At 71.0% G+C, this 22,537-nt stretch carries 22 protein-coding genes; 13 read left to right on the forward strand and 9 right to left on the reverse strand.

Annotation, left to right across the window (positions count from 1 at the left end; genetic code table 11):
* The first annotated feature begins 58 nt into the window (after nt 1-58).
* Genes D1J63_RS37205 through D1J63_RS17925 form a run of 3 tightly spaced genes read left to right on the forward strand, consistent with a single transcriptional unit; the run spans nt 59 to nt 1,574 of the window.
* Complete coding sequence (locus tag D1J63_RS37205; RefSeq protein ID WP_232249989.1) at nt 59-340, forward strand: hypothetical protein; 282 nt, start codon at nt 59-61, stop codon at nt 338-340.
* Nucleotides 277-642 (forward strand): hypothetical protein, encoded by a 366-nt coding sequence (locus D1J63_RS37210; protein WP_232249990.1) that lies wholly within the window; start codon nt 277-279, stop codon nt 640-642. Before D1J63_RS37205 ends, D1J63_RS37210 begins: the two co-directional genes overlap by 64 nt.
* Nucleotides 639-1,574, forward strand: coding sequence for a hypothetical protein (locus tag D1J63_RS17925; RefSeq protein ID WP_125629942.1), 936 nt, complete (start codon nt 639-641; stop codon nt 1,572-1,574). Before D1J63_RS37210 ends, D1J63_RS17925 begins: the two co-directional genes overlap by 4 nt.
* Nucleotides 1,575-1,683: 109 nt before the next feature.
* Here D1J63_RS17925 and aspS read toward each other — a convergent pair whose 3' ends face one another.
* Nucleotides 1,684-3,447, reverse strand: a complete 1,764-nt coding sequence (aspS, locus tag D1J63_RS17930; RefSeq protein ID WP_125629944.1) for an aspartate--tRNA ligase — start codon at nt 3,445-3,447, stop codon at nt 1,684-1,686.
* Nucleotides 3,448-3,642: 195 nt separating this feature from the next.
* Here aspS and D1J63_RS17935 point away from each other — a divergent pair, with 195 nt between their 5' ends.
* Nucleotides 3,643-5,808, forward strand: coding sequence for a SpoIIE family protein phosphatase (locus D1J63_RS17935; protein WP_125629946.1), 2,166 nt, complete (start codon nt 3,643-3,645; stop codon nt 5,806-5,808).
* Here D1J63_RS17935 and D1J63_RS17940 read toward each other — a convergent pair.
* From D1J63_RS17940 to D1J63_RS17950, 3 genes are all read right to left on the reverse strand, one after another.
* Entirely contained in the window at nt 5,739-6,824 is a 1,086-nt protein-coding gene (locus D1J63_RS17940) for an AI-2E family transporter (RefSeq protein WP_125629948.1), read from the reverse strand. The genes D1J63_RS17935 and D1J63_RS17940 overlap by 70 nt on opposite strands.
* A gap of 65 nt (nt 6,825-6,889) precedes the next feature.
* Entirely contained in the window at nt 6,890-7,867 is a 978-nt protein-coding gene (locus D1J63_RS17945) for a pirin family protein (RefSeq protein WP_102930339.1), read from the reverse strand.
* A gap of 143 nt (nt 7,868-8,010) precedes the next feature.
* A complete protein-coding gene (locus D1J63_RS17950; protein ID WP_003975142.1) occupies nt 8,011-8,481 on the reverse strand; it encodes an SseB family protein in 471 nt (156 codons plus the stop codon).
* Between the two features lie 149 nt (nt 8,482-8,630).
* On the opposite strand from D1J63_RS17950, the gene D1J63_RS17955 reads away from it, so the two are divergent.
* From D1J63_RS17955 to D1J63_RS17970, 4 genes are all read left to right on the forward strand, one after another.
* Nucleotides 8,631-10,457: an acyl-CoA dehydrogenase gene (locus tag D1J63_RS17955; RefSeq protein ID WP_125629950.1), complete on the forward strand. Its 1,827-nt coding sequence runs from the start codon at nt 8,631-8,633 to the stop codon at nt 10,455-10,457.
* 119 nt (nt 10,458-10,576) lie between these two features.
* Entirely contained in the window at nt 10,577-11,875 is a 1,299-nt protein-coding gene (locus tag D1J63_RS17960; RefSeq protein WP_125629952.1) for a M18 family aminopeptidase, read from the forward strand.
* A gap of 114 nt (nt 11,876-11,989) precedes the next feature.
* A complete protein-coding gene (locus D1J63_RS17965) occupies nt 11,990-12,241 on the forward strand; it encodes a DUF6458 family protein (RefSeq protein ID WP_061443540.1) in 252 nt (83 codons plus the stop codon).
* Nucleotides 12,242-12,317: 76 nt separating this feature from the next.
* Nucleotides 12,318-12,812: an LURP-one-related/scramblase family protein gene (locus D1J63_RS17970; protein WP_125629954.1), complete on the forward strand. Its 495-nt coding sequence runs from the start codon at nt 12,318-12,320 to the stop codon at nt 12,810-12,812.
* 52 nt (nt 12,813-12,864) lie between these two features.
* Here the strand turns inward: D1J63_RS17970 and D1J63_RS17975 are convergent, their stop codons facing one another.
* Both D1J63_RS17975 and D1J63_RS17980 read right to left on the reverse strand, forming a co-directional pair.
* Complete coding sequence (locus tag D1J63_RS17975) at nt 12,865-13,323, reverse strand: DUF2867 domain-containing protein (RefSeq protein ID WP_125629957.1); 459 nt, start codon at nt 13,321-13,323, stop codon at nt 12,865-12,867.
* Between the two features lie 68 nt (nt 13,324-13,391).
* Complete coding sequence (locus D1J63_RS17980; protein WP_125629959.1) at nt 13,392-14,189, reverse strand: carbon-nitrogen family hydrolase; 798 nt, start codon at nt 14,187-14,189, stop codon at nt 13,392-13,394.
* 182 nt (nt 14,190-14,371) lie between these two features.
* On the opposite strand from D1J63_RS17980, the gene D1J63_RS17985 reads away from it, so the two are divergent.
* Nucleotides 14,372-15,196, forward strand: coding sequence for a maleylpyruvate isomerase family mycothiol-dependent enzyme (locus tag D1J63_RS17985; protein ID WP_125629961.1), 825 nt, complete (start codon nt 14,372-14,374; stop codon nt 15,194-15,196).
* A 111-nt stretch (nt 15,197-15,307) separates the two neighbouring features.
* Here D1J63_RS17985 and D1J63_RS17990 read toward each other — a convergent pair whose 3' ends face one another.
* Together D1J63_RS17990 and D1J63_RS17995 are read right to left on the reverse strand one after the other, a co-directional pair.
* A complete protein-coding gene (locus D1J63_RS17990) occupies nt 15,308-16,618 on the reverse strand; it encodes an MFS transporter (RefSeq protein WP_125629963.1) in 1,311 nt (436 codons plus the stop codon).
* Nucleotides 16,615-17,265: a GntR family transcriptional regulator gene (locus D1J63_RS17995; RefSeq protein ID WP_102930331.1), complete on the reverse strand. Its 651-nt coding sequence runs from the start codon at nt 17,263-17,265 to the stop codon at nt 16,615-16,617. Before D1J63_RS17995 ends, D1J63_RS17990 begins: the two co-directional genes overlap by 4 nt.
* 219 nt (nt 17,266-17,484) lie before the next feature.
* Here D1J63_RS17995 and D1J63_RS18000 point away from each other — a divergent pair, with 219 nt between their 5' ends.
* From D1J63_RS18000 to D1J63_RS18015, 4 genes are all read left to right on the forward strand, one after another.
* Entirely contained in the window at nt 17,485-18,426 is a 942-nt protein-coding gene (locus D1J63_RS18000; RefSeq protein ID WP_125629965.1) for a serine hydrolase, read from the forward strand.
* A 108-nt stretch (nt 18,427-18,534) separates the two neighbouring features.
* Entirely contained in the window at nt 18,535-18,882 is a 348-nt protein-coding gene (locus tag D1J63_RS18005) for a GntR family transcriptional regulator (protein ID WP_102930329.1), read from the forward strand.
* Entirely contained in the window at nt 18,879-19,868 is a 990-nt protein-coding gene (locus tag D1J63_RS18010) for a DUF1648 domain-containing protein (RefSeq protein ID WP_125629967.1), read from the forward strand. The genes D1J63_RS18005 and D1J63_RS18010 overlap by 4 nt, the downstream gene beginning before the upstream one ends.
* A gap of 164 nt (nt 19,869-20,032) precedes the next feature.
* The gene (locus tag D1J63_RS18015) at nt 20,033-21,010 is read left to right on the forward strand and encodes a Bro-N domain-containing protein (protein WP_125629969.1); all 978 of its coding nucleotides are present in this window, start codon (nt 20,033-20,035) and stop codon (nt 21,008-21,010) included.
* A 78-nt stretch (nt 21,011-21,088) separates the two neighbouring features.
* Here the strand turns inward: D1J63_RS18015 and D1J63_RS18020 are convergent, their stop codons facing one another.
* Entirely contained in the window at nt 21,089-22,531 is a 1,443-nt protein-coding gene (locus D1J63_RS18020; protein WP_164712870.1) for a dihydrolipoamide acetyltransferase family protein, read from the reverse strand.
* Nucleotides 22,532-22,537 lie beyond the last annotated feature (6 nt).

Genomic DNA, 22,537 nt, shown 5'->3' on the forward strand with positions numbered 1-22,537 from the left:
CGAACTCTCCGTGTCCCGCGCTACCCCAACGCACATCCGTACCCGACAAGGACTTCATGTGCTGCCTTCCTTCGCCGCGAATGGATTCCTTCCTCTCGGCCGCTACTCCCTCTCCGTCGGCGAGGTGGAGGACATGCTGGTCCGCGCGCCTGACTTTCAGGGCTCCGACACACGACAGGTGCTGTGGGACGGACTGAACAACTATCTGGAGCCGTTCTTCGCGTTGGAGGACTTGTACGCCGACGCCCTGGACGGGCGCACGCTCATCCACCGGGTGTGGCTCGGTGGCAGTTTCGTGAGCGCGAAGACCGATCCGGCAACATCGACGCGACGCTCCTGATCGACGTGGAAGCCGAGCGCGCCGTTCGCGGCAGGCCTGGCTCCAAATGGTTGACCACCGCTTTCCAGAGCCGGGCCAACATGCTGCGCAAGTTCGGCGTCTCACCGGTCAGAATCGGATACCAGCCCGTCGTCCATGTCTTCCGACCCGAGCGCTTCACCGCCGAGGAACGGACATACTTCATGGAACGAGGTGTGTGGGACGACTGGTGGCAGCGTTGTCGCCTGCCCGGACAGACGGACTTTTCTCCGTCGCACGAAAGTGCCGCCCCGGCACGCGGATACCTGGAGGTGCGACTGTGACCACCGGCGACGGCTGGCGCGAGCGCAGGCGGGCAGCGCTCAGGAACGATCCGGGAGCCGCCGAGACCGCCGCGCGTCTCCTAGAAGAGATGGGCACCGAGGAACGGAACGACGAGGAGATCGAGGCAGAGCACCGGGCAAACCGCCTAGCGGCGGTGCGTGCGTACGAGCCGGACGCTCGTCTCGACGAGGAACTGCGGCTCCGTCTGACCGGCCCGGACACCGAGGGGGGCGCTCTGCGTTTCCAGTGGGGTGACGCTCTTCTGAACCCGGTGGAGAACGCGATCTCTGTCGCTGCGGGCACTCCGGTCCAGCTGGAACTGACCGGCATCTCGTCCGGCAGCACCGTGGTGCACGCCCGTCCCGTGGCTACTGCCCTCCCCGCTGAGCCTCCAGCCATGGAAGCTCCCGTCACATCCGCCACGAGCACCGGCATGCGTACGCTCACCAATCTGCTCGCCGCACTGGAGGCCGAGCAGGACGTCCGGGAGTGGTCGCGCCTTTTCGACGCGGTGGACGCCCTGGCCCGGGCCTTGGGCAAGTACGAGCTCGACCTGGGAGTGACCTGGTACGGCGCCGACGGGGACATGCGCATGGCGCGTCTCACCGCGCGTGGCAGGCGTTATGTGGAACGGCTTCGCGAACCGTCCCGACCTCGCGACCAGGAGATGATCATCTCCGGCCGCATCACGGAACTTCGAGAAAGCGGCTGGGTCAAGGTCAAGACGGGCACGTCCAGGAACGCGCCGGCCTATGACGTCCACTTCGACAAACCCGAGGAACTGCTTCGTATGCGCCCCGGCCTCGGGGACAACATCCACTTCCGGGTCCGCTTCCGTCAGTGCCTGGACTCGGTGGGCATCGCCCGGTCGACGGAGTACACGTACCTGGGACCAGCGGCGGAACAACCCTCGCTGCCGCTTGAGTCCTGACCAGGGCGCCCGTCCGACGCCGTCGGCCAACGGCCACGAGAAGAACGAGGGCCCGGCACCGGGGATCGATCCGGTGCCGGGCCCTACGCCTTGCCGTGCTCTCGGCGGACTACTTCGGCTGCGGCTTGCGCACCGTCAGGTGCAGCTCCCTCAGGCGGGACTCGTCCAGCTCGGTCGGGGCGCCCATCATCAGGTCCTGGGCGTTGCCGTTGAGCGGGAAGGCGATGGTCTCGCGGATGTTGGGCTCGTCGGCCAGCAGCATGACGATGCGGTCGACACCCGGGGCGATGCCACCGTGGGGCGGCGCGCCGAAGCGCAGGGCGCGCAGCATACCGGCGAACTCGCGCTCGACGGTCTCCGCGTCGTAGCCCGCGATCTCGAAGGCCTTGAGCATGATCTCCGGCTCGTGGTTCCGGATGGCGCCGGAGGACAGCTCGACGCCGTTGCAGACGATGTCGTACTGCCAGGCCAGGATGTCCAGCGGGTCCTGGTTCTCCAGGGCGTCCATGCCGCCCTGCGGCATCGAGAACGGGTTGTGGGAGAAGTCGATCTTCCCCGTCTCCTCGTCCTTCTCGTACATCGGGAAGTCGACGATCCAGCAGAACCGGAAGACGTTCTCCTCGAAGTGCCCGGCGCGCTGGGCGGCCTCGACGCGAACCGCGCCCATGATCTTCGAGACCTCGTCGAACTCGCCCGCGCCGAAGAACACCGCGTGGCCCGGGGCCAGGGAGAGCCGCTTGGTCAGCTCCGCGACGTTCTCCTCGGTGAGGAACTTCGCGATCGGGCCGGACAGCTTGCCGTCCTCGCCGACGCGGACCCAGGCCAGGCCCTTGGCGCCCTGCGAGACGGCGTAGTCGCCGAGCTGGTCGAAGAACTTGCGGGGCTGGGCGGCGACGTCCGGGACGGGCAGCGCGCGCACGTGCTTGCCGGCGAAGGCCTTGAACTCCGAGCCCTCGAAGACGTCGGTGATGTCGACCAGCTCCAGCTGGGCGCGCAGGTCGGGCTTGTCGGAGCCGTACTTCAGCATCGCCTCGCGGAACGGGATGCGCGGGAACGGGGACGTCACCTCGCGGCCGTTGCCGAACTCCGTGAACAGCTCCGTCATGAGCTGCTCGATCGGGCGGAAGACGTCCTCCTGCTCGACGAAGCTCATCTCGACGTCGAGCTGGTAGAACTCGCCCGGCGAGCGGTCGGCGCGGGCGTCCTCGTCGCGGAAGCAGGGCGCGATCTGGAAGTACCGGTCGAAGCCCGAGATCATCAGCAGCTGCTTGAACTGCTGCGGCGCCTGCGGGAGGGCGTAGAAGCGGCCCGCGTGCAGGCGGGAGGGGACCACGAAGTCGCGGGCGCCCTCGGGGGAGGTGGCGGTGAGGATGGGCGTCGCCATCTCGTTGAAGCCCAGGGTCACCATCTTGTGCCGGATGGCGGAGATGACCGACGTGCGCAGCATGATGTTGCGGTGCATGCGCTCGCGGCGCAGGTCCAGGAAGCGGTACTCCAGGCGCCGCTCCTCGTTCACCCCGTCCTCGGTGTTGATGGTGAAGGGCAGCGGCTGGGCGGCGCCGAGCAGCTCGACCTCGCCCACCTCGACCTCGACCTCGCCGGTGGGCAGGTCGGGGTTGATGTTGTCGGCGCCGCGGGAGACGACCTTGCCGTCGACCCGAACGGTCGATTCCTTGGTCAGCTTGTCCAGCGCCTCGTAGGCCGCGGTGCCCGGACGGGCGACGAGCTGCGTGATGCCGTAGTGATCGCGCAGATCGATGAAGAGGATGCCGCCCAGGTCGCGCCGATTGTGCAGCCAGCCACTCAGTCGGACGTCGGTGCCGACGTCAGAGGAGCGGAGCTCGCCGCAGGTGTGGGACCTGTACCGATGCATCGTCGTTCATCCAGCCTTCGCGGATCGGGGATGGCGTTTCGCGTTTCACGTGAAACAACCCCAGCGTACCGGGCGGCCGTGCCTGCCCTCTTCCCCATTGACGCGCCACGGCCCCGCCCCGGGCTCGGCCCGGAGCCCGCCCGGCACCGCCGCGACCGGTGGCAGCGTCGGATCAGCTCTTCTTAAAGTGGGGCAATGCGTACTGGTGAGCCCCTGCCCGAGGTGGGGGACGTCCTCGCCGCCCTCGCGACCGGACTGTGGCACTGGGACACCGCCACGGGAGAGGTCACGGTGGACGGAGAGGCCGCCCGCCTGCTCGGCCTGCCCGCCGAACCGGCGACCCTCACCGAGGCGCAGGTACGGGCCCGGCTGCACCCGGTGGACTGGAACGAGATCACCGGGGTGGTGCAGCTCGCCGTCGCCGAGGGCACCCTCGCCGAGGTCCGGATCCGGATCATGGACGAGCGCGGACATGTCGTCCGGGTCGTGCGCAGCCGTTCCAAGCCCTCCTTCGACCCCGTACGCAAGGCGTACTCGCTGACCGGCACCCTCCAGGAGGTCGCCGAGCCCAGGCCGGGCACCCCCGCCGGGCGCAGCGCGGTCACCGGCGAGTGGCGCCGCTCCCGGGAGGCCTTCCTGCTGGACGCGGGCCGGGCGCTGGCCGAGGCGCGGTCCACCGAGGAGGTGCTGCGGGTCGCGGCCGGGCTGTCGATGCCGGGATTCTCCCCGGACGGCCTCGCGGTGTTCGGGGTCTCGGGCGACCGGCTGACCGTCATCGGCCACCACGGACAGCCCCAGAACGACATGAACCCGTTCATCGACATGCCGCTGGACACGGACTACCCGGCCGCCGAGGTGGTGCGCACCGGCCGGGCCGTCTACCTCTCCTCCCCCGGGCAGTACCGGCACCGCTACCCCCTCACCTGGCCCCTCGCCGAACGCTTCGGCCGCCATTCCTGGGCGTTCCTCCCGCTGACGGTGGCGGGCCGCACCATGGGCGCCTGGATGGCGGCCTTCGCCTACCCGGTGGCCTTCACGCCCGACGAGCGTTCCGTGCTGACCACGGTGGCGCGGATGCTCGCCCAGGCCCTGTCCCGGGCGGGCGCCGCCGAGAACCAGCGGGAGCTGGCCGAGGGGCTGCAGCGCTCCATGCTGCCCATGCTCGGCCCGGAGATCCCCGGCATGGACGTCGCCGCGCGCTACGTCCCCACCGGCGGCGGCCTCCAGGTGGGCGGCGACTGGTACGACATGATCCCGCTGCCCGGGGGCCGCTTCGCCCTGGTGATCGGCGACGTCCAGGGGCACGACGTGCGGGCGGCCGGGCTGATGGGCCAGTTGCGCATCGCCCTGCGCGCCTACGCCTCCGAGGGCCACCGCCCCGACGCGGTGCTCGCCCGCGCCTCCCATTTCTTCCACGGCCTCGTCGCGTCCGAGGAGGACCCCGGCGACCAGCGCTTCGCGACCTGCTACTACGCCGAGGTCGACCCCGCCACCGGGACCGTGGAGAGCGCCCGCGCGGGGCACCTGGACCCGGTGGTGCGCATGGCGGACGGCACGGCGCTGATCCTCGCCACGGCGGGCGGGCTGCCGCTGGGCATCGACCCGGACTCCGACTACCCGACGACACGGCTCGCCCTGGAACCCGGGGACACCCTGATGCTGTGCACGGACGGCCTGGTGGAGACCGGCGGCCACGACCTGCAGAGCGGCTGGCACCGTCTGCGCGTGATCCTGGAGGAACACGCGGGCGGCCTGGAGGAGCTGGCCGACGCGCTGGTCCAGGCCGTGCACGGCCCCTCCTCGCACCACACCGTCGGCCCGCTGTCCGACCGGCGGGAGGACGACATCGCGCTGTTGCTGCTGTGCCGGCAGGGCGAGGGCTGCGGCTGCGGCGAATCCACCGCGACCCGGGCGCCGGTGCGCCGCACGATGCTGACGGTCGCCCAGGCAGAGCCCGCGCGGATCGCCACCGCCCGGCAGCACCTGCGCGACCTGCTGCACGACTGGCCGGGCGAGGAGCAGCGGGACGCGGCGGTGCTGCTGCTCTCCGAGATGCTGACCAACGTCCTGGTCCACACCGACACCGACGCCCTGCTCGTCGCCGAGGTCGTCGGGGAGCCGGGGGAGCGACGGATCCGGGTCGAGGTCACCGACAACGGCGACGACCTGCCGCACAAGCGCCGGCCGGGGGAGATGGCGTCCTCCGGACGCGGCCTGATGCTGATCGAGCTGCTCGCGGACGCCTGGGGCGTCGCCCCGCGCGGCGAGGGCAAGAGCATCTGGTACGAGATCTACGAGTCCGCCGACCCGGACGAGGGCGCCGGTCCCGCCGTCGACCCGGAGCCCGCCGCAGCCCCGTAACGGCCCTGGAGCTCGTGCACGATCCCGAACGCCGCGGCGGTCAGCGGCACGGCGAGGAGCATCCCCAGGATGCCCGCCACCGAGGCGCCCGCCGTGAGCGCGAGCAGCACGACGGCCGGGTGCATCTGGACGGTACGGCTCTGGATCATCGGTTGGAGCACGTGCCCCTCCAGCACCTGCACGGCCAGCACCACGCCGAGGGCCCACAGCGCGATGACGAACCCCCGGTCGGCCAGCGCCACCAGCACGGCGACGGCACCGGAGATGAACGCGCCGAGGTAGGGGATGTAGGCGCCGACGAAGACGAGCGCCCCGAGCCCGACCGCGCCGGGCACGCGCAGGATCAGCAGCCCGACGGTGATGCAGACCGCGTCGATGAGGGCGATCAGGGTGGTGCCCCGCATGAAGCCCTCGACGGCCCCGAACGCCCGCCGGGCCATGGCCTCGACCATGTCGGCGCTGCCGTGCGGGGCGAGGGTGCGCACCGTGCCCACGGCCCGGTCGGAGTCGCGCAGGAAGAAGAAGACGAGCAGCAGGGCGAGTACGGCCATGGCCATCATCTCGCCGACGACGCTGATCCCGCTCACCACGCCCGAGGCGGCCGTACCGCCGAACTTGCCGAGCAGTTCGCGGCCGTTGGAGGCGAGGTCGTCCAGCGAGGTGCCGGCCGCGCCGAAGTGGTCGGCGATGCCCTTCGCCGCGTCCCGGAGCGAGGCGACGATCTGGTCGCCGGTCTCGATGAGCGCGGAGACCACGATGTATCCGGCCCCGCCGACCACGGCCAGCACGGCAACGCAGGTCAGCCCGGCGGCCAGCGACCGCTGCACATGGGCCTTCACCAGCCGCCGGTGCAGCGGCCGGAGCAGGGCGGTGCCGAGCAGCGCGAGCAGCGCCGGGGTCACCGCGGTGCGGAACTCGGCGCAGAGCCGGATGGCGACGTAGACGACACCGCTGGCGAGCAGGATGACGGCACACCAGGCGGCGAACCGACGCACCGGAGCGGGGAGCAACTGCACGTCCCCACCCGATCACGCACCGGGCGGGCTGTCCTGCGCGGACGGCCCGCCCGGGTGACGCGGGGTCAGGCGCCGGGGCCCTCCTCGGACATCCCGTGCACCGCCGGGACGGTGCCCAGGCGGCCCTTCTGGAAGTCCTCGAAGGCCTGCATCAGCTCGTCCTTGGTGTTCATCACGAACGGGCCGTAGTGGGCCATCGGCTCCCGGATCGGCCGTCCGCCGAGCAGCACGACCTCCAGGTCCGGCGTGTGGGAGTCCTGCTTCTCGTCCGCGCGGACGGTCAGCGAGCCCCCGGCGCCGAAGACGGCCGTCTGGCCCAGGTGGATCGGACGCCGCTCGGCGCCCACCGACCCGCGCCCGGCCATGACGTACGCCAGGCCGTTGAAGTCCTCCCGCCACGGCAGGGTGACCTCGGCGCCCGGCGCCAGCGTCGCGTGGACCATCGTGATCGGCGTGTGCGTGATCCCGGGGCCGTCGTGCCCGTCCAGCTCGCCGGCGATGACGCGCAGCAGCGCGCCGCCGTCGGGAGAGGTGAGCAGCTGGACGGATCCGCTGCGGATGTCCTGGTACCTGGGGGCCATCATCTTGTCCTTGGCCGGCAGGTTCACCCAGAGCTGGAGTCCGTGGAACAGCCCGCCGGACATGACCAGCTGCTCCGGCGGCGCCTCGATGTGGAGGAGGCCCGAGCCGGCCGTCATCCACTGGGTGTCGCCGTTGGTGATGGTGCCGCCGCCACCGTTGGAGTCCTGGTGGTCGAAGATCCCGTCGATGATGTAGGTGACGGTCTCGAAGCCGCGGTGCGGGTGCCAGGGCGTGCCCTTGGGCTCTCCGGGCGCGTACTCCACCTCACCCATCTGGTCCATCATGATGAACGGGTCGAGATGGCGGTAGTTGATCCCGGCGAACGCGCGGCGCACCGGGAATCCCTCACCCTCGAAACCGCTGGGCGCGGTCGTGACGGTCAGCACGGGACGTGCGACGGCGTCGGCGGGCGCGGATACGCGGGGCAGCGTCAACGGGTTCTCGACGGTCACGGCGGGCATGTCGACCTCCTCGGGCGGCGTGCGCCCCACTTTAGTTGAGCGTTGAACTTCTTGCCACCTGGAACCACAAAAGCCCGGAGGGCATTCCCTCCGGGCTCGCGGATCGCCGACGCGCCGGTCGGCCGTCTGCGCGGCAACGGCGTCTAGCCGTACATCCGGCGCATCGCGAAATCGACCATCTGTTCGACGGCCTTCGCGTCGAACACCATCCGGTGCTCGCCCTCCATGTCCAGGACGAAGCCGTAGCCGGTCGGCAGCAGGTCGATCACCTCGGCACCGGTGATCACGAAGTACTTCGACTCCTTGCCCGCGTACCGGCGCAGCTCCTTCAGTCCCGTGAACATCGGGATCACCGGCTGCTGGGTGTTGTGCAGCGCGAGGAAGCCGGGGTTGTCGCCGCGCGGACAGTAGACCTTCGAGGTCGCGAAGATCTGCTGGAAGTCCTCGGCGGACATCTGGCCGGTGGTGAAGGCGCGCACCGCGTCCGCGAGCGAGGGCGGGGACGGCTCGGGGTACAGCGGCGGCTGCTGCCCGTACCCGCCGCCCATCGGCTGCTGCGGGGGCGGGGCGTACTGCTGCTGCTGTTGGCCCGCGGTCTGGTCGTAGCCGTACATGCAGCACAGAGTAACGAGTAACGAGTCACAGATGGGCGGCTCGGGGTTGCTTCTTATTACCGGCGGGTAGCATCATCGTAGCTACTAGTTGGTACGTGTACGGATGCGAGGAGCGAGTGCCTCGCCGATCTCTCAACGGAGCCGTCGCCATGGGGCACTACAAGCCGAATCTCCGGGACATCGAGTTCAACCTCTTCGAGGTGCTCGGCCGTGACAAGGTGTACGGCACGGGCCCGTTCGCGGAGATGGACACGGACACCGCCAAGAGCGTCCTCGAGGAGCTGACCCGCCTCTCCGAGAACGAGCTGGCCGAATCCTTCGCCGACGCCGACCGCAACCCGCCGGTCTTCGACCCGGAGACCAACACGGCACCGGTCCCGGCCTCCTTCAAGAAGAGCTACCAGGCCTTCATGGACTCCGAGTACTGGCGGCTCGGCCTGCCCGAGGAGATCGGCGGCACCACCTCGCCGCGCTCCCTCATCTGGGCGTACGCGGAGCTGGTCCTGGGCGCCAACCCGGCCGTGTGGATGTACTCCTCGGGTCCGGCGTTCGCCGGCATCCTCTTCGAGGAGGGCAACGAGGTCCAGAAGCACATCGCCAAGATCGCCGTCGAGAAGCAGTGGGGCTCCACCATGGTCCTCACCGAGCCGGACGCCGGTTCGGACGTGGGCGCCGGCCGCACCAAGGCCGTCGAGCAGGAGGACGGCTCCTGGCACATCGAGGGCGTGAAGCGCTTCATCACGTCCGGCGAGCACGACATGTCGGAGAACATCCTCCACTACGTCCTCGCCCGCCCCGAGGGCGCCGGCCCCGGCACCAAGGGCCTGTCCCTCTTCCTGGTCCCCAAGTACGAGTTCGACTTCGAGACCGGTGAGCTGGGCGAGCGCAACGGCGTCTACGCCACCAACGTCGAGCACAAGATGGGCCTGAAGGCCTCCAACACCTGCGAGATGACCTTCGGCGACCGCCACCCCGCCAAGGGCTGGCTGATCGGCGACAAGCACGACGGCATCCGCCAGATGTTCCGCATCATCGAGTTCGCCCGCATGATGGTCGGCACGAAGGCGATCTCCACCCTCTCCACGGGCTACCTCAACGCCCTGGAGTACGCCAAGGAGCGCGTCCAGGGCCCCGACCTGGCCAACTTCATGGACAAGTCGGCCCCCAAGGTCACCATCACGCACCACCCGGACGTGCGCCGCTCGCTGATGACGCAGAAGGCGTACGCCGAGGGCATGCGCGCCCTGGTCATGTACACCGCCTCCGTGCAGGACGAGATCCAGGTCAAGGAGGCGAACGGCGAGGACGCCTCGGCCGAGCACGCGCTCAACGACCTGCTCCTGCCGGTCGTCAAGGGCTACGGCTCGGAGAAGGCCTACGAGCAGCTCGCCCAGTCGCTGCAGACCTTCGGCGGCTCCGGCTTCCTGCAGGAGTACCCGATCGAGCAGTACATCCGCGACGCCAAGATCGACACCCTGTACGAGGGCACCACGGCGATCCAGGGCCAGGACTACTTCTTCCGGAAGATCGTCCGCAACCAGGGCGCCGCGCTGAACTCGCTCGCCGAGGACATCAAGAAGTTCCTGGCGCTCGCCACCGGCGGCGAGGAGCTGTCCGGCGCCCGTGAGCACCTGGCCAAGGCCGCCGTCGAGCTGGAGGCCATCGTCGGCCTGATGCTCACCGACCTCGCGGCCACCGAGCAGGACGTCAAGAACATCTACAAGGTCGGGCTCAACACCACCCGCCTGCTCCAGGCCTCCGGCGACGTGATCGTCGGCTACCTGCTCCTCAAGGGCGCCGCCGTCGCCGCCGAGAAGCTGCCGACCGCGTCCGCCAAGGACAAGGCCTTCTACACCGGCAAGATCGCCGCCGCGAAGTTCTTCGCGGCCAACGTCCTGCCCGGCCTCACCCTGGCCCGCAAGGTCGCCCAGGGCGTCGAGCTGGACCTGATGGAGCTGGACGAGGCCGCCTTCTAGGACCGGCCTTCCGGGACCGGCCGTCCGGTCCGGCCCCCTCCACCAATTCCACACACCCTGACGAGGGCCCGCTCCCGCTCCACGGGAAGCGGGCCCCCGTACGTCGTTAAGGTGAACCCATGAGCGCACCCTCCCGCTTCGACCGCGGCCACACCGACGACCTGATGACCTTCCTGTCGGCGAGCCCGACCCCGTACCACGCCGTGGCGAGTGCCGCCGAGCGACTGGAGAAGGCCGGCTTCCGCCAGGTCTCGGAGACCGACGCGTGGGAAGGGACGAGCGGCGGCAAGTACGTGCTGCGCGGCGGTGCGATCGTCGCCTGGTACGTCCCGGAGGGCGCCGCCGCCCACACCCCCTTCCGCATCGTCGGTGCGCACACCGACTCCCCCAACCTGCGCGTCAAACCCCGCCCGGACACCGGGGCGCACGGCTGGCGCCAGGTCGCCGTGGAGATCTACGGCGGCCCGCTGATGAACTCCTGGCTCGACCGCGACCTGGGCCTGGCCGGCCGCCTCTCGCTGCGCGACGGCTCCACCCGCCTGGTCAACGTCGACCGTCCGCTGCTGCGCGTCCCGCAGCTCGCCATCCACATGGACCGCAACGTCACCGCGGACGGCCTCAAGCTCGACAAGCAGCGTCACCTCCAGCCCGTCTGGGGCCTGGACGACACCGTGCGCGACGGCGACCTGATCGCCTTCCTGGAGGACGAGGCGGGCCTCGCCCGCGGCGAGGTCACCGGCTGGGACCTGATGACGCACTCCGTGGAACCTCCGGCGTACCTGGGCCGCGACCGGGAGCTGGTGGCGGGCCCGCGGATGGACAACCTGCTGTCCGTGCACGCCGGTACGGCCGCGCTGGCCGCGGTCGCGACCTCCGGCGCCGACCTGCCGTACATCCCCGTCCTGGCCGCCTTCGACCACGAGGAGACCGGCTCCCAGTCGGACACGGGCGCCGACGGGCCGCTGCTCGGCGGCGTGCTGGAGCGCTCGGTGTTCGCCCGCGGCGGCTCCTACGAGGACCGCGCGCGTGCCTTCGCCGGCACGGTCTGCCTGTCCTCGGACACGGGCCACGCCGTCCACCCCAACTACGCGGAGCGCCACGACCCGACGCACCACCCGCGGGTCAACGGCGGCCCGATCCTCAAGGTCAACGTCAACAACCGCTACGCCACCGACGGTTCGGGCCGCGCGGTGTTCGCCGCGGCCTGCGAGAAGGCGGGCATCCCGTTCCAGACCTTCGTCTCCAACAACTCCATGCCGTGCGGCACCACCATCGGCCCCATCACCGCGGCCCGGCACGGCATCAGCACCGTCGACATCGGCGTGGCCATCCTGTCGATGCACAGCGCCCGGGAGTTGTGCGGCACCGACGACCCGTATCTGCTGGCCAACGCGCTGGTGGCGTTCCTCCAGCCGTAGGCCCCGCCGGGCAACAGGTCCCCACGGCATGAGGGTTGGGGCCCGGGGTACCCGAACGGAACCGGATCGGCCGGAAACCCGGAACCGACCGGATCTGACAGGGAGGCAACACTCATGGGCCTCGGCGGGTGCATCATCCTCATCGCCGTGGGAGCCATCCTCACGTTCGCGACCGACTGGGACATGCAGGGCGTCAACCTCGACCTGGTCGGTGTGATCTTCATGGTCGTCGGCCTGATCGGCGTCGCGACGTTCAGCAGCATCGCCCGGCGCCGCCGCGTCGTGATGCCACCGACGACGCCGGTCGTCGAGGAACGGCCCCACCACCACACGCAGGACGGCTACCAGAACGGCTACGGTTCCTGACCCGGCCGGCTCCGGCACTCAGCCTGTCGGCCTACCGGCCGCGTTCCGCGGCGCCCGGCGGGGAAGCGGTCAGAGCATGAGATTCCTCGTGTACGACCGGCTCCTCGGCATCGGCGACGACTACTGGATCGAGGACGACCGGGGCAACAAGGTCTTCCTCGTCGACGGCAAGGCGCTGCGGCTGCGGGACACCTGGGAGTTGAAGGACGCCCAGGGGCGCGTCCTCATCGACATCCACCAGAAGATGTTCGCCCTGCGCGACACCATGGTGATCGAGCGGGACGGCGAGCCCCTGGCCCGCCTCAAGCGGAAACGCCTCTCCCTGCTGCGCAACCACTACCGGGTCACCCTGGCCGACGGCACCGAGCTGGACGTCAGCGGCAAGATCCTCGACCGGGAGTTCGCCATCGAGTACGACGGCGAACTCCTGGCCGTCGTCTCCCGGCGGTGGCTGACCCTCCGGGACACCTACGGCGTGGACGTCGTCCGGGACGACGCGGACCCGGCGCTGCTGATCGCCCTGACGGTGTGCGTGATCCACCTGGCGGAGAAGGAGCGGGAGGAGGACTGAGGGGACCGCCCGTCCCGGACCCGCTCGTCCCAGACCCGGCCGCCGGGGCTCCTCAGCCCATCCGGCGGACGGCGCGGCCGAGGAGCAGCGGCACGGCCAGGTGGTGCACCGGCGCGGCCACGGACCAGAGCATCCGGCCGCTGCGGCCCTCGAAGTTCACGTACGTCGCCCAGAGCAGCCGCGCGTCGTCGACGGTCACGACGTTGCGGACGGTCAGCGACGGGGCGCGGGCCTCCACGGCGATGCGGTCCGGCCCGGACTCCACCGTGGGCCATCCGATCACGTGCCGTGCCGAGACCCTCGGTCCCAGGCGCAGGCCGAGCACGCCCGACCAGCCCGCCCGGAGCAGGGTGCGCAGCAGCGCGGGAGTGTCCTCGAAGGTGGTCCGCGCCCACTCCTCGGCCGTACGGCGGGGCAGCCCGGCGAGCGGAAGCGCGAACGCCGACGCGAAGTGGGCACCGGCGGGTTCCACCCGGACGCGGCGGATGGCGGAGGTACTGATGCGTGCCATACCCGCAATTCTGGGCGTCGCGACCCAGCATCAAACACACTGAGTCACGGAGCATTCACACAGGGCACTCAGCCGCGCGGCGGCGCCAGCCCCAGCACCCGGTCCTTCAGCGCCGGGAACTGCTCCCGGGTCCGGGCCACCTTGCCCGGGTCGAACTCCACCGTGAGGACCTCCTCGCCGGCGCCGGCCTGCGCGAGCACCTCGCCCCAGGGGTCCACCACGATCGAGTGGCCGGCCTGCGGAACCCCGGCGTGCGTCCCGGCCGTTCCGCAGGCGAGCACGAAGGCCTGGTTCTCCACGGCCCGTGCCTGGGCCAGCAGCGTCCAGTGCGACCGGCGGCGTTCAGGCCAGCCCGCCGGGACGACGAGGATCTCGGCACCGGCGTCCACGAGGGCGCGGAAGAGCTCGGGGAAGCGCAGGTCGTAGCAGGTCGCCACACCGAGGGTGGTGGTGTCCGGCACCGTGACCGTCACCGGCTCGCGCCCCGCGCCCATCAGCACGGCCTCGCCCTTGTCGAAGCCGAAGCGGTGGATCTTGCGGTAGGAGGCGGCCAGGTCGCCGGCGGGGGAGAAGACGAGGGAGGTGTTGTAGAGCCGCCCGTCCGCGGCGCGCTCGGGGACCGACCCCGCGTGCAGCCACACGCCCGCGTCGCTCGCCGCCTTGGCCATCGCCTCGTACGTCGGTCCGCGCAGCGGCTCGGCCGCCGCGTCGAAGTCCTCGAAGGCGAACGCGCCCGTGGTCCACAGCTCCGGCAGCACGACGAGGTCGGCGCCCGCCTGCTCCCCGACCAGGGCCGCCGCCCGGAGGCGACGCGCTTCGACCGTTTCGTCCTCGTTCACGGCGATTTGGATCAGAGAGGCGCGCACACTACCACCGTCCTGGCATTCGAGCCGTCCACACGGGCCTACGATCGTCACACGAAAGCACTGCCGGGGTGCCGCACAGCAGCGTAACTTAGCCTCTCAAGACACCCGCCGACTGCCGCCGCCGCCACTGGCACCGCCGCCGCCAACCGCCCGTGTACCGACCGCCGAGGGGTCCCGTTTCCGTGAGTCTGCATCCCACCCTCCAGCCCTACGCCGACGCCTGGACTCACTCCATCGAGGCGATATCCGAGCTGGTCCAGCCGCTTGTGGAGGCAGAGTGGAACCGCCGGACCCCCTGCCCGGGATGGTCGGTGCGCGACATCGTCTCGCACGTCCTCGGCCGGGACTCCGAGATGCTCGGCGACCCCCGCCCCATCCACACGCTCCCGCGCGACCTGTACCACGTCACCAACGACCACCAGCGCTACATGGAGATGCAGGTCGACGTCCGCCGCCACCACACGGCACCGGAGATGACGTCCGAGCTGGAGTACATGATCATCCGGCGCAACCGGCAGCTGCGGAACGAGTCGCGGGACCCCGGCACGAAGGTGCGCGGCCCGCTCGGCACCGAGCTGACCCTCCAGGAGGCGATGCGCCGCCACGCCTTCGACGTGTGGGTGCACGAACAGGACCTGCGCACGGCCCTCGGCCGCCCCGGCAACCTCGACTCCCCCGGCGCACACGTCGCCCGTGACGTGCTGCTCGACGCGCTTCCCGCGGTCGTCGCCGACCGGGCGGACGCGCCGCGCAGCTCGGCCGTCGTCTTCGACGTCCACGGCCCTGTCGAGTTCCTGCGCACCATCCGCGTCGACATCCAGGGCCGCGGCACCCTCGAATCGTCCCCGGCCCTCGGCCCCGCCGCCACCCTCACCCTCGACTGGGAGACGTACGTCCGCCTGGCCTGCGGCCGCGTGACCCTGGAGGCGGCGAAGGACCGCATCAAGACGGAGGGCGACCCGGACCTGGCGGAGGCGATCCTGCGGAACTTCACGGTGACGCCGTAAGTGCCGGTGATCATCTCCAGCCCGGCCGGCGTTTGAGGACGAGGCCGTTCAGGCCGAAGCGGGGGTCTGGGGGCGGCAGCCCCCAGCCCGGCCCGCACGCCCGCCGGGTGCCTACACCGGCACGTGCACCGTCTCCACCCGGCTGGCCACCAACCGCTCCCGCTCCCGCAGCGCGGCCCGCTTGCGCAACCGCAGGATCTGCGACAGCCCCACCGCCTGGAGCACGAACACGGACGAGAACGCCACGCCGTAGTCGTCCCCCGTCGCGTCCAACAGCACCCCCACCGCGAACAGCGTGGTCATCGACGCCACGAAGCCGCCCATGTTCGTGATCCCGGACGCCGTCCCCTGCCGCTCCGGCGGATTCGCCGGCCGCGCGAAGTCGAAGCCGATCATCGAGGCCGGCCCGCACGCCCCCAGCACCGTGCACAACACCACGAGCAGCCACATCGGCGCGTGCTCGGCCGGGTAGGCCAGCGTCACCGCCCACAGCGCGGCCGTCACGCCCACCGTGCCGAGCGCCAGCGGCAGCCGCGCCGCGTGGTGCCGGGCGATGATCTGGCCGTAGACCAGGCCGACCACCATGTTGGACAGCACGACGAGGGTGAGGAGCGTGCCGGCCGTGGCCCGGGACAGCCCCTGCGCCTCGACCAGGAAGGGCATCCCCCACAGCAGCAGGAACACCATCGCCGGGAACTGGGTGGTGAAGTGCACCCACAGTCCCAGCCGCGTTCCCGGCTCGCGCCAGGACATGGCGATCTGCCGTCGTACGTACGCGGCCCCCTGGTGCGGCAGCGGCTCCGGCTCGTGCCCCTCGGGGTGGTCCTTGAGGAAGAGGAGCAGCAGGACGAAGACGACGGCACCCGCCAGCGCGCTGCCCGCGAACGCGGCCGTCCAGCCGATGCCGTGCAGCAGCCGGGCCAGGACGAGGGTGGAGACCAGGTTGCCCGCCATGCCGACCAGACCGGCCAGCTGGGCGACCATCGGCCCGCGCCGGGCCGGGAACCACCGGGTGCCCAGCCGCAGCACACTGATGAACGTCATCGCGTCCCCGCAGCCCAGCAGCGCCCGCGAGGCCAGCGCCATGCCGTACGAGGGGGAGAAGGCGAAGCCCAGCTGTCCCGCCGTGAAGAGCACGACGCCGATGCCCAGCACCTTCTTGGTGCCGAGCCGGTCGACGAGCAGGCCGACGGGTATCTGCATGCCGGCGTAGACCAGCAGCTGGAGGATGGAGAAGGTGGACAGCGCCGAGGCGTTGACGTGGAAGCGGTCGGCGGCGTCGAGGCCGGCGACCCCGAGGGACGTACGGAAGATGACGGCGACGAAGTAGACGGACACGCCGATGCCCCACACGGCGACGGCACGCCGGCCGCCCGGGGGATCACCGGGCAGGGCCCGGCCGGCCGAGGTGGCCGTACTCATCGGACCTCCCCCCGTGCCAGGTGCGAGAACCAGCCCACGTGCCGGGCCACCACGCCGACGGCCGCGTCCGCGTCCCCGGCGCGCAGTGCGTCGAGGATCTCCTCGTGCTCGGCGAGGGTGTGGGCGATCCGGTCGGGGTGGGAGTGCATGACGGCGACGCCCATGCGCAGCTGGCGGTCGCGGAGCTGGTCGTAGAGGCGGGAGAGGATCTCGTTGCCGCCGCTGCGGACGATCTCGGCGTGGAAGCAGCGGTCGGTGACGGAGGCGGCTGCGAAGTCACCGGCGGCCGCCTGCTCCTTCTGCCGGGCGAGCAGCTCCTCCAGCCGTTCGACCAGCCCGGGCGGGGCGGGTACGGCCTTCCTGGCCGCGTGCTCCTCGACCAGCAGCCGGGTCTCGACCACGTCCGCGATCTCCTGCGCGGAGACGGGCAGGACCAGGGCGCCCTTCTTGGGGTAGAGCCGGATCAGCCCCTCGACCTCCAGCCGCAGCAGCGCCTCGCGCACCGGGGTGCGGGAGACGCCGACGGCCTCGGCCAGCTCCCCCTCGGTGAGCAGCGTCCCGCCCTCGTACCGGCGCTCCAGGACGCCCTGCTTGACGTGGGTGTAGACGCGGTCCGCCGCGGGGGGTTGCTTCACTGCCGTGGTCATGCCGACAGGATAGATACAACAGGGACACAAGAGGGATCCGTTCCAGCATCCGGACACCGGCCCGCCCGCTCACCCCTCGGGGGGAACCCGGCACCTCCCCCCGCCCCGCCGTGCAACCATCCGCCCCCTTCGGGTGTCGCACTGACGCGGCCACAGCTCCACCGACCACAACTCGGCCGCACTTCAGGTGATTTCACCACAATCGGGGTAATCAACTCAATGAACACCATTTCGGGCAGCCGCCTGCGCAGGGCCCTCGCCGTCGCCCTGACCGGCGGCGCCGTCCTGACCACCGGCGCCCTCGCCACCGCACCCGCGCAGGCAGCCGCGGCCGAGCGCGCCCTTCCCACCCCCGCCGCGGCCGTGCGGGCGCCCGTCGCGCCCTCGATCGCCGCCAAGGGCGGCTTCGTGATGAACAACGCGACCGGCAAGTCGCTCTACACCAAGGCCGCCGACACCAAGCGCTCCACCGGCTCCACGACCAAGATCATGACCGCCAAGGTCGTACTCGCCCAGCCGAAGCTGAACCTGGACGCCAAGGTGACGATCCAGATGGCGTACAGCGACTACATCGTGTCGAAGAACGCCTCCTCCGCCCGCCTGATCGTCGGCGACAAGGTGACGGTCCGCCAGCTGCTGTACGGGCTGATGCTGCCGTCCGGTTGCGACGCGGCGTACGCGCTGGCCGACAAGTTCGGCTCGGGCAGGACGCGGGCGGCGCGGGTGAAGTCGTTCATCGGCAAGATGAACGCGACCGCCAAGAGTCTCGGCATGAAGAACACGCACTTCGACTCGTTCGACGGCATCGGCAACGGCAAGAACTACTCCACGCCGCGCGACCTCACGAAACTCGCGAGCAGTGCGATGAAGAACTCCACCTTCCGCACCATCGTGAAGACCAAGAAGTACACGGCGAGGACGAAGACCAAGAAGGGCGGCACCCGCACGATGGCGCCCTGGACCAACACCAACACGCTGCTGGGCAGTTACAGCGGTGCGATCGGCGTCAAGACCGGGTCCGGACCGGAGGCCAAGTACTGCCTGGTCTTCGCCGCGACCAGGAAGGGCAAGACCGTGATCGGCACGGTCCTGGCGTCCTCGTCGTCGACGCAGCGCGCCAAGGACGCCACCAAACTCATGGACTACGGATTCAAGAGGTAGACCTGACACCACACCACCACCGGGGCCCGTCGCCGACGCGACGGGCCCCTCTCGCTGTCCGGCTCACACGGACGCGATGACATGCATGGTGATAGTGTCATTAGCACCATGCTGCTGAGTCTGGACAAGACCGACACCCGGCCCCTGCACGAACAGGTCGCCGGCGCCCTCCGGCGCGCCATCGCCGAGGGGGAGTGCGCCCCGGGGGACCGCCTGCCCTCGGCCCGCGACCTCTCCGAGGCGCTGGACATCAACGTCAACACCGCGCTGCGCGCCCTGCGCGGCCTGCGGGACGAGGGCCTGCTGGAGTTCCGCCGGGGCCGGGGGGTGACGGTGGCCGAGGGCGCCCGGCCGCACTCCGAGTTGCAGATCCGGGCGCGGGAGCTGCTCGCCGAGGCGGCGCGGCTGGGCTACAGCAGGACCGATGTCATCGACATGATCAGGGGGTTGCCATGAGGGACACGACGGCGGCGCGGCGCACGACGGCCGCGGTCTGGACGGTCGGGGTCACGGCGGTGCTCGCCGGGATGCCGCTCCTGGCGCGAGACCGGCTGCCCGACCGGCTGGCGACCCACTGGGGCCTGAACGGCGAGGCCCCCGACGGCTCGATGCCCCTGTGGGCGGCATCCCTGGTGCCCGCGCTGATCTGGCTGGTGACGGCGGCCGCGGTCACCGTCCCGCTGATGCGGGCGGGCCCGGCGGCCCGGCCGTGGCCCACCGTGACCCTGCTCCCCCTGGGCATCGTCCTCACCGGCGCGCAGGCCGCGGTCGTCCGGGCCAACCTGGACCGCGCGGACTGGCACGAGGCCCGGCAGCCCACCGGCTGGGGGGTCGCGATCCTCGTCGCGGCCGTGCTCGCGGCGGTGGCCGGATGGCTGCTCGTCACCCGGCGGCGCGGCGTCCCGGACGACGCCACGCCCGCCGACGAGGGCGCCCCTGCCCTGGACATCCCGAAGGGCCGGCGCCTGGTCTGGTTCTCCCGCACCGCCAACCCCTGGCTCCAACTGCTGGCTGCCGTGATCGGCCTGGTGGCGGTGGGCGCGCTCGTCGCCCTGGTCGGCGGTCTGGCCGAGCCTGGCGCCCTGTGGGCACTGTTCGCCGGGTGCGCCGCCGGTTCCCTCGCCTGCGCCGTGTTCTCCTCGGTCCAGGCCCGCGTCTCGGAACGGGGCCTGGAGGTCTCCTTCGGGCCCCTCGGCTGGCCCGGCCGCCGCTGGGCGCCCGGGGACATCGACACGGCGCGGATGGAGATCCGACAGCCCTCCCAGGTCGGCGGCTGGGGCTACCGCCTCAGCGGCCTCGGCACCACGGTGATGCTGCGCGCCGGCGAGTGCCTGGTCATCCGGCCCCGGGGGCGCCGAAGCGACTTCGCCGTGAGCATCGACGACGCCGAGCGGGGAGCGGCCCTGCTCAACGCCCTGCGCACGAACCGAACCCGGGGCTGAGCGCAGGGGCCGGAGCCCGAGGGCCGGAGCCTGGGGCCGTCATACACGCACGCGTCGGCCGCTGCAGCTTTTTCGGTGATCTTCGCTCGCAGTCGTGAACATCATCGATCTGGCTGGCATATGCCTTCGGCTCCGCCCTACGTTCCGCGACGGAGGTGGTTCACATGAACGAACCCAGCAAGCGACAGAACTCCGGCGCGCGGCACGAGGCGATCGACGCCGGCGACTTCGTGTACGCGGCCACCGGCGCCCGGGTGCGCCGGCTGACCATGCCCGACGGAAGCCACTGGTTTCCGGCGGTGGACGTGTGCAAGGAACTCGGCCACAGCAACTCTCGCAAGGCGCTCGCAGATCATGTTCCCGACGAGCACCGAGACTTGCTCGAGACTGTAACTGGAAGTTACGGTCTCAGCGTTCCCGCAGGTAGGGGGTGGCGTCGAGACTTGCACGTCATCTCTCTGCAAGGTCTCATCCTCCTCGTCAACGCCTGCACCAAACCGGCCTGCGCCCCCTTCAAGCAATGGGTCGCCGAAGTCATCGAGACCGTGCAGCGCGAGGGCTCGTACTCTCTGGACGAGGCGGAAGTGCAGCCCGCCGCACCCGGCGCCCCCATCGCCTACGCCATGCCGGACCAGGTGGCCGACGCGATCGTCCGGCTGGAGGCGCACAACCTCCGACTGGACGAGCAGCTGGCCGAGGGGCAGCGCACGTCGATCGCTTTGCAGAGGGAGATGCTCTCCACGCAGCAGGCGACCCTCGCCGCCCAACAGGCCACCCTCGCCGTGCAGCAGGCCATGGTGCACGCCCTGGAGCGCATCGCGGACCGGTTCGACACCCTGGTGCTCCACCAGGGGGCGTCCCGCCCGCACCTCGCCCCGGTACCGACCACGGAGTCCGTGCTGGCCAACTGGCGGCAGCGGTTGTCCGTGACGGAGGACGTGTGGACGGTCGCCCTGGTCGTCGCGCCCGTGCTCGTCGAGAAGGGTGAGCTGCGGGAGCCGCTGGAGTCGATCGCCGCCCGTACGGGGCTCTCCGTGCGGCGGGTCAACGAGTGCCTGCGGCTGCTGCGCACCCACGCCTGCATCCGCTCGCGGGGCGGGGCCGAGGGCGGGGCCCCGGTGTACGTGCTGCACCAGGGCTGAGCCGAGGAACGGCGAAAGGGGCGTCGCAACTCCAACTTGCGGCGCCCCTCCGTCATGAACCTACCCGGCTCGTGCCTCTCATGCCCAGCTGATCAACCGCTTCGGCTGCTCCAGGACCGCCGCCACGTCGGCGAGGACCTTGGAGCCCAGCTCGCCGTCGACCAGGCGGTGGTCGAAGCTCAGGGCGAGGGTGGTCACCTGACGCGGCTTCACCTTGCCCTTGTGGACCCACGGCTGGAGCTTGATCGCGCCGACCGCGAGGATCGCGGACTCGCCCGGGTTGAGGATCGGCGTGCCGGTGTCGACGCCGAAGACGCCGACGTTGGTGATGGTCACCGTGCCGCCCTGCATCGCGGCCGGGGAGGTCTTGCCCTCCCGGGCCGTCGACACCAGCTCGCCGAGGGACCCCGCCAGCTGCGGCAGCGTCTTGGCGTGGGCGTCCTTGATGTTCGGGACGATCAGGCCTCGCGGGGTGGCGGCGGCGATGCCCAGGTTGACGTAGTGCTTGACCACGATCTCCTGGGCGGCCTCGTCCCAGGACGCGTTGATGTCCGGGTTGCGCTTGATCGCGACCAGCAGGGCCTTGGCGATCAGGAGCAGCGGGTTCACCCGCAGGCCCGCGTACTCCTTGTCCTGCTTCAGCTCCTCGACCAGCTTCATCGTGCGCGTCACGTCGACCGTCACGAACTCCGTGACGTGCGGCGCGGTGAACGCCGAGCCGACCATCGCCGCCGCCGTCGCCTTGCGCACGCCCTTGACCGGGACACGGGTCTCGCGCGTCGTGTCGTACGACGCCGACGCCGCCGTCTGGGAGGGGGCGGGCGCGACGGCCGCGGGGGCCGCCTGCGGCTCCGGTGTCGCGGGCTCGGCCGCCGCCGCGTGGACGTCCTCGCGGGTGATGATGCCGTCCGGGCCGGACGGGACCACGGTCGCCAGGTCGACGCCGAGGTCCTTGGCGAGCTTGCGCACCGGGGGCTTGGCCAGCGGGCGGTCGCCGGTGACCGGGGCGGCCGGGACCGCGGGTGCGGCAGGGGCGGCCGGTTCGTGGCCGTTCATCTCCGCCTGGATCGCCGCGGACGCCTCCTGGGCGGCGGCCTGGGCCTGAGCGCCCTTGCGCGGGCGGCGCCGGGTCGAGGAGGTGGAGACCCCGTACCCGACCAGGACCGGCTGGCGGCCCTCCGGCTTGGGCTCCTCCGCCTCGGCGGTGGCCGGCGTGTCCGCCACGGCCTCCTGCACCGGCTCCGCGGCCGCCGCCGCACCGTCGCCGACGGCCACCGCGATGATCGACGTACCGACGTCGACCGTGGTGCCCTCGGGGAAGTGCAGCTCGCGGACCACGCCGTCGTAGGGGATGGGCAGTTCGACGGCGGCCTTGGCCGTCTCGACCTCGCACACCACCTGCCCGTCGGTGACCGTGTCACCGGGCTGGACGTACCACTTGAGGATCTCGGCCTCGGTGAGCCCCTCGCCCACGTCGGGCATCTTGAACTCACGCACGGAGCTGTCCGTCATCGTCGTCACGCTCCC

It is taken from the genome of Streptomyces sp. KPB2 (assembly GCF_003950055.1).
Taxonomy (GTDB): domain Bacteria; phylum Actinomycetota; class Actinomycetes; order Streptomycetales; family Streptomycetaceae; genus Streptomyces; species Streptomyces salinarius.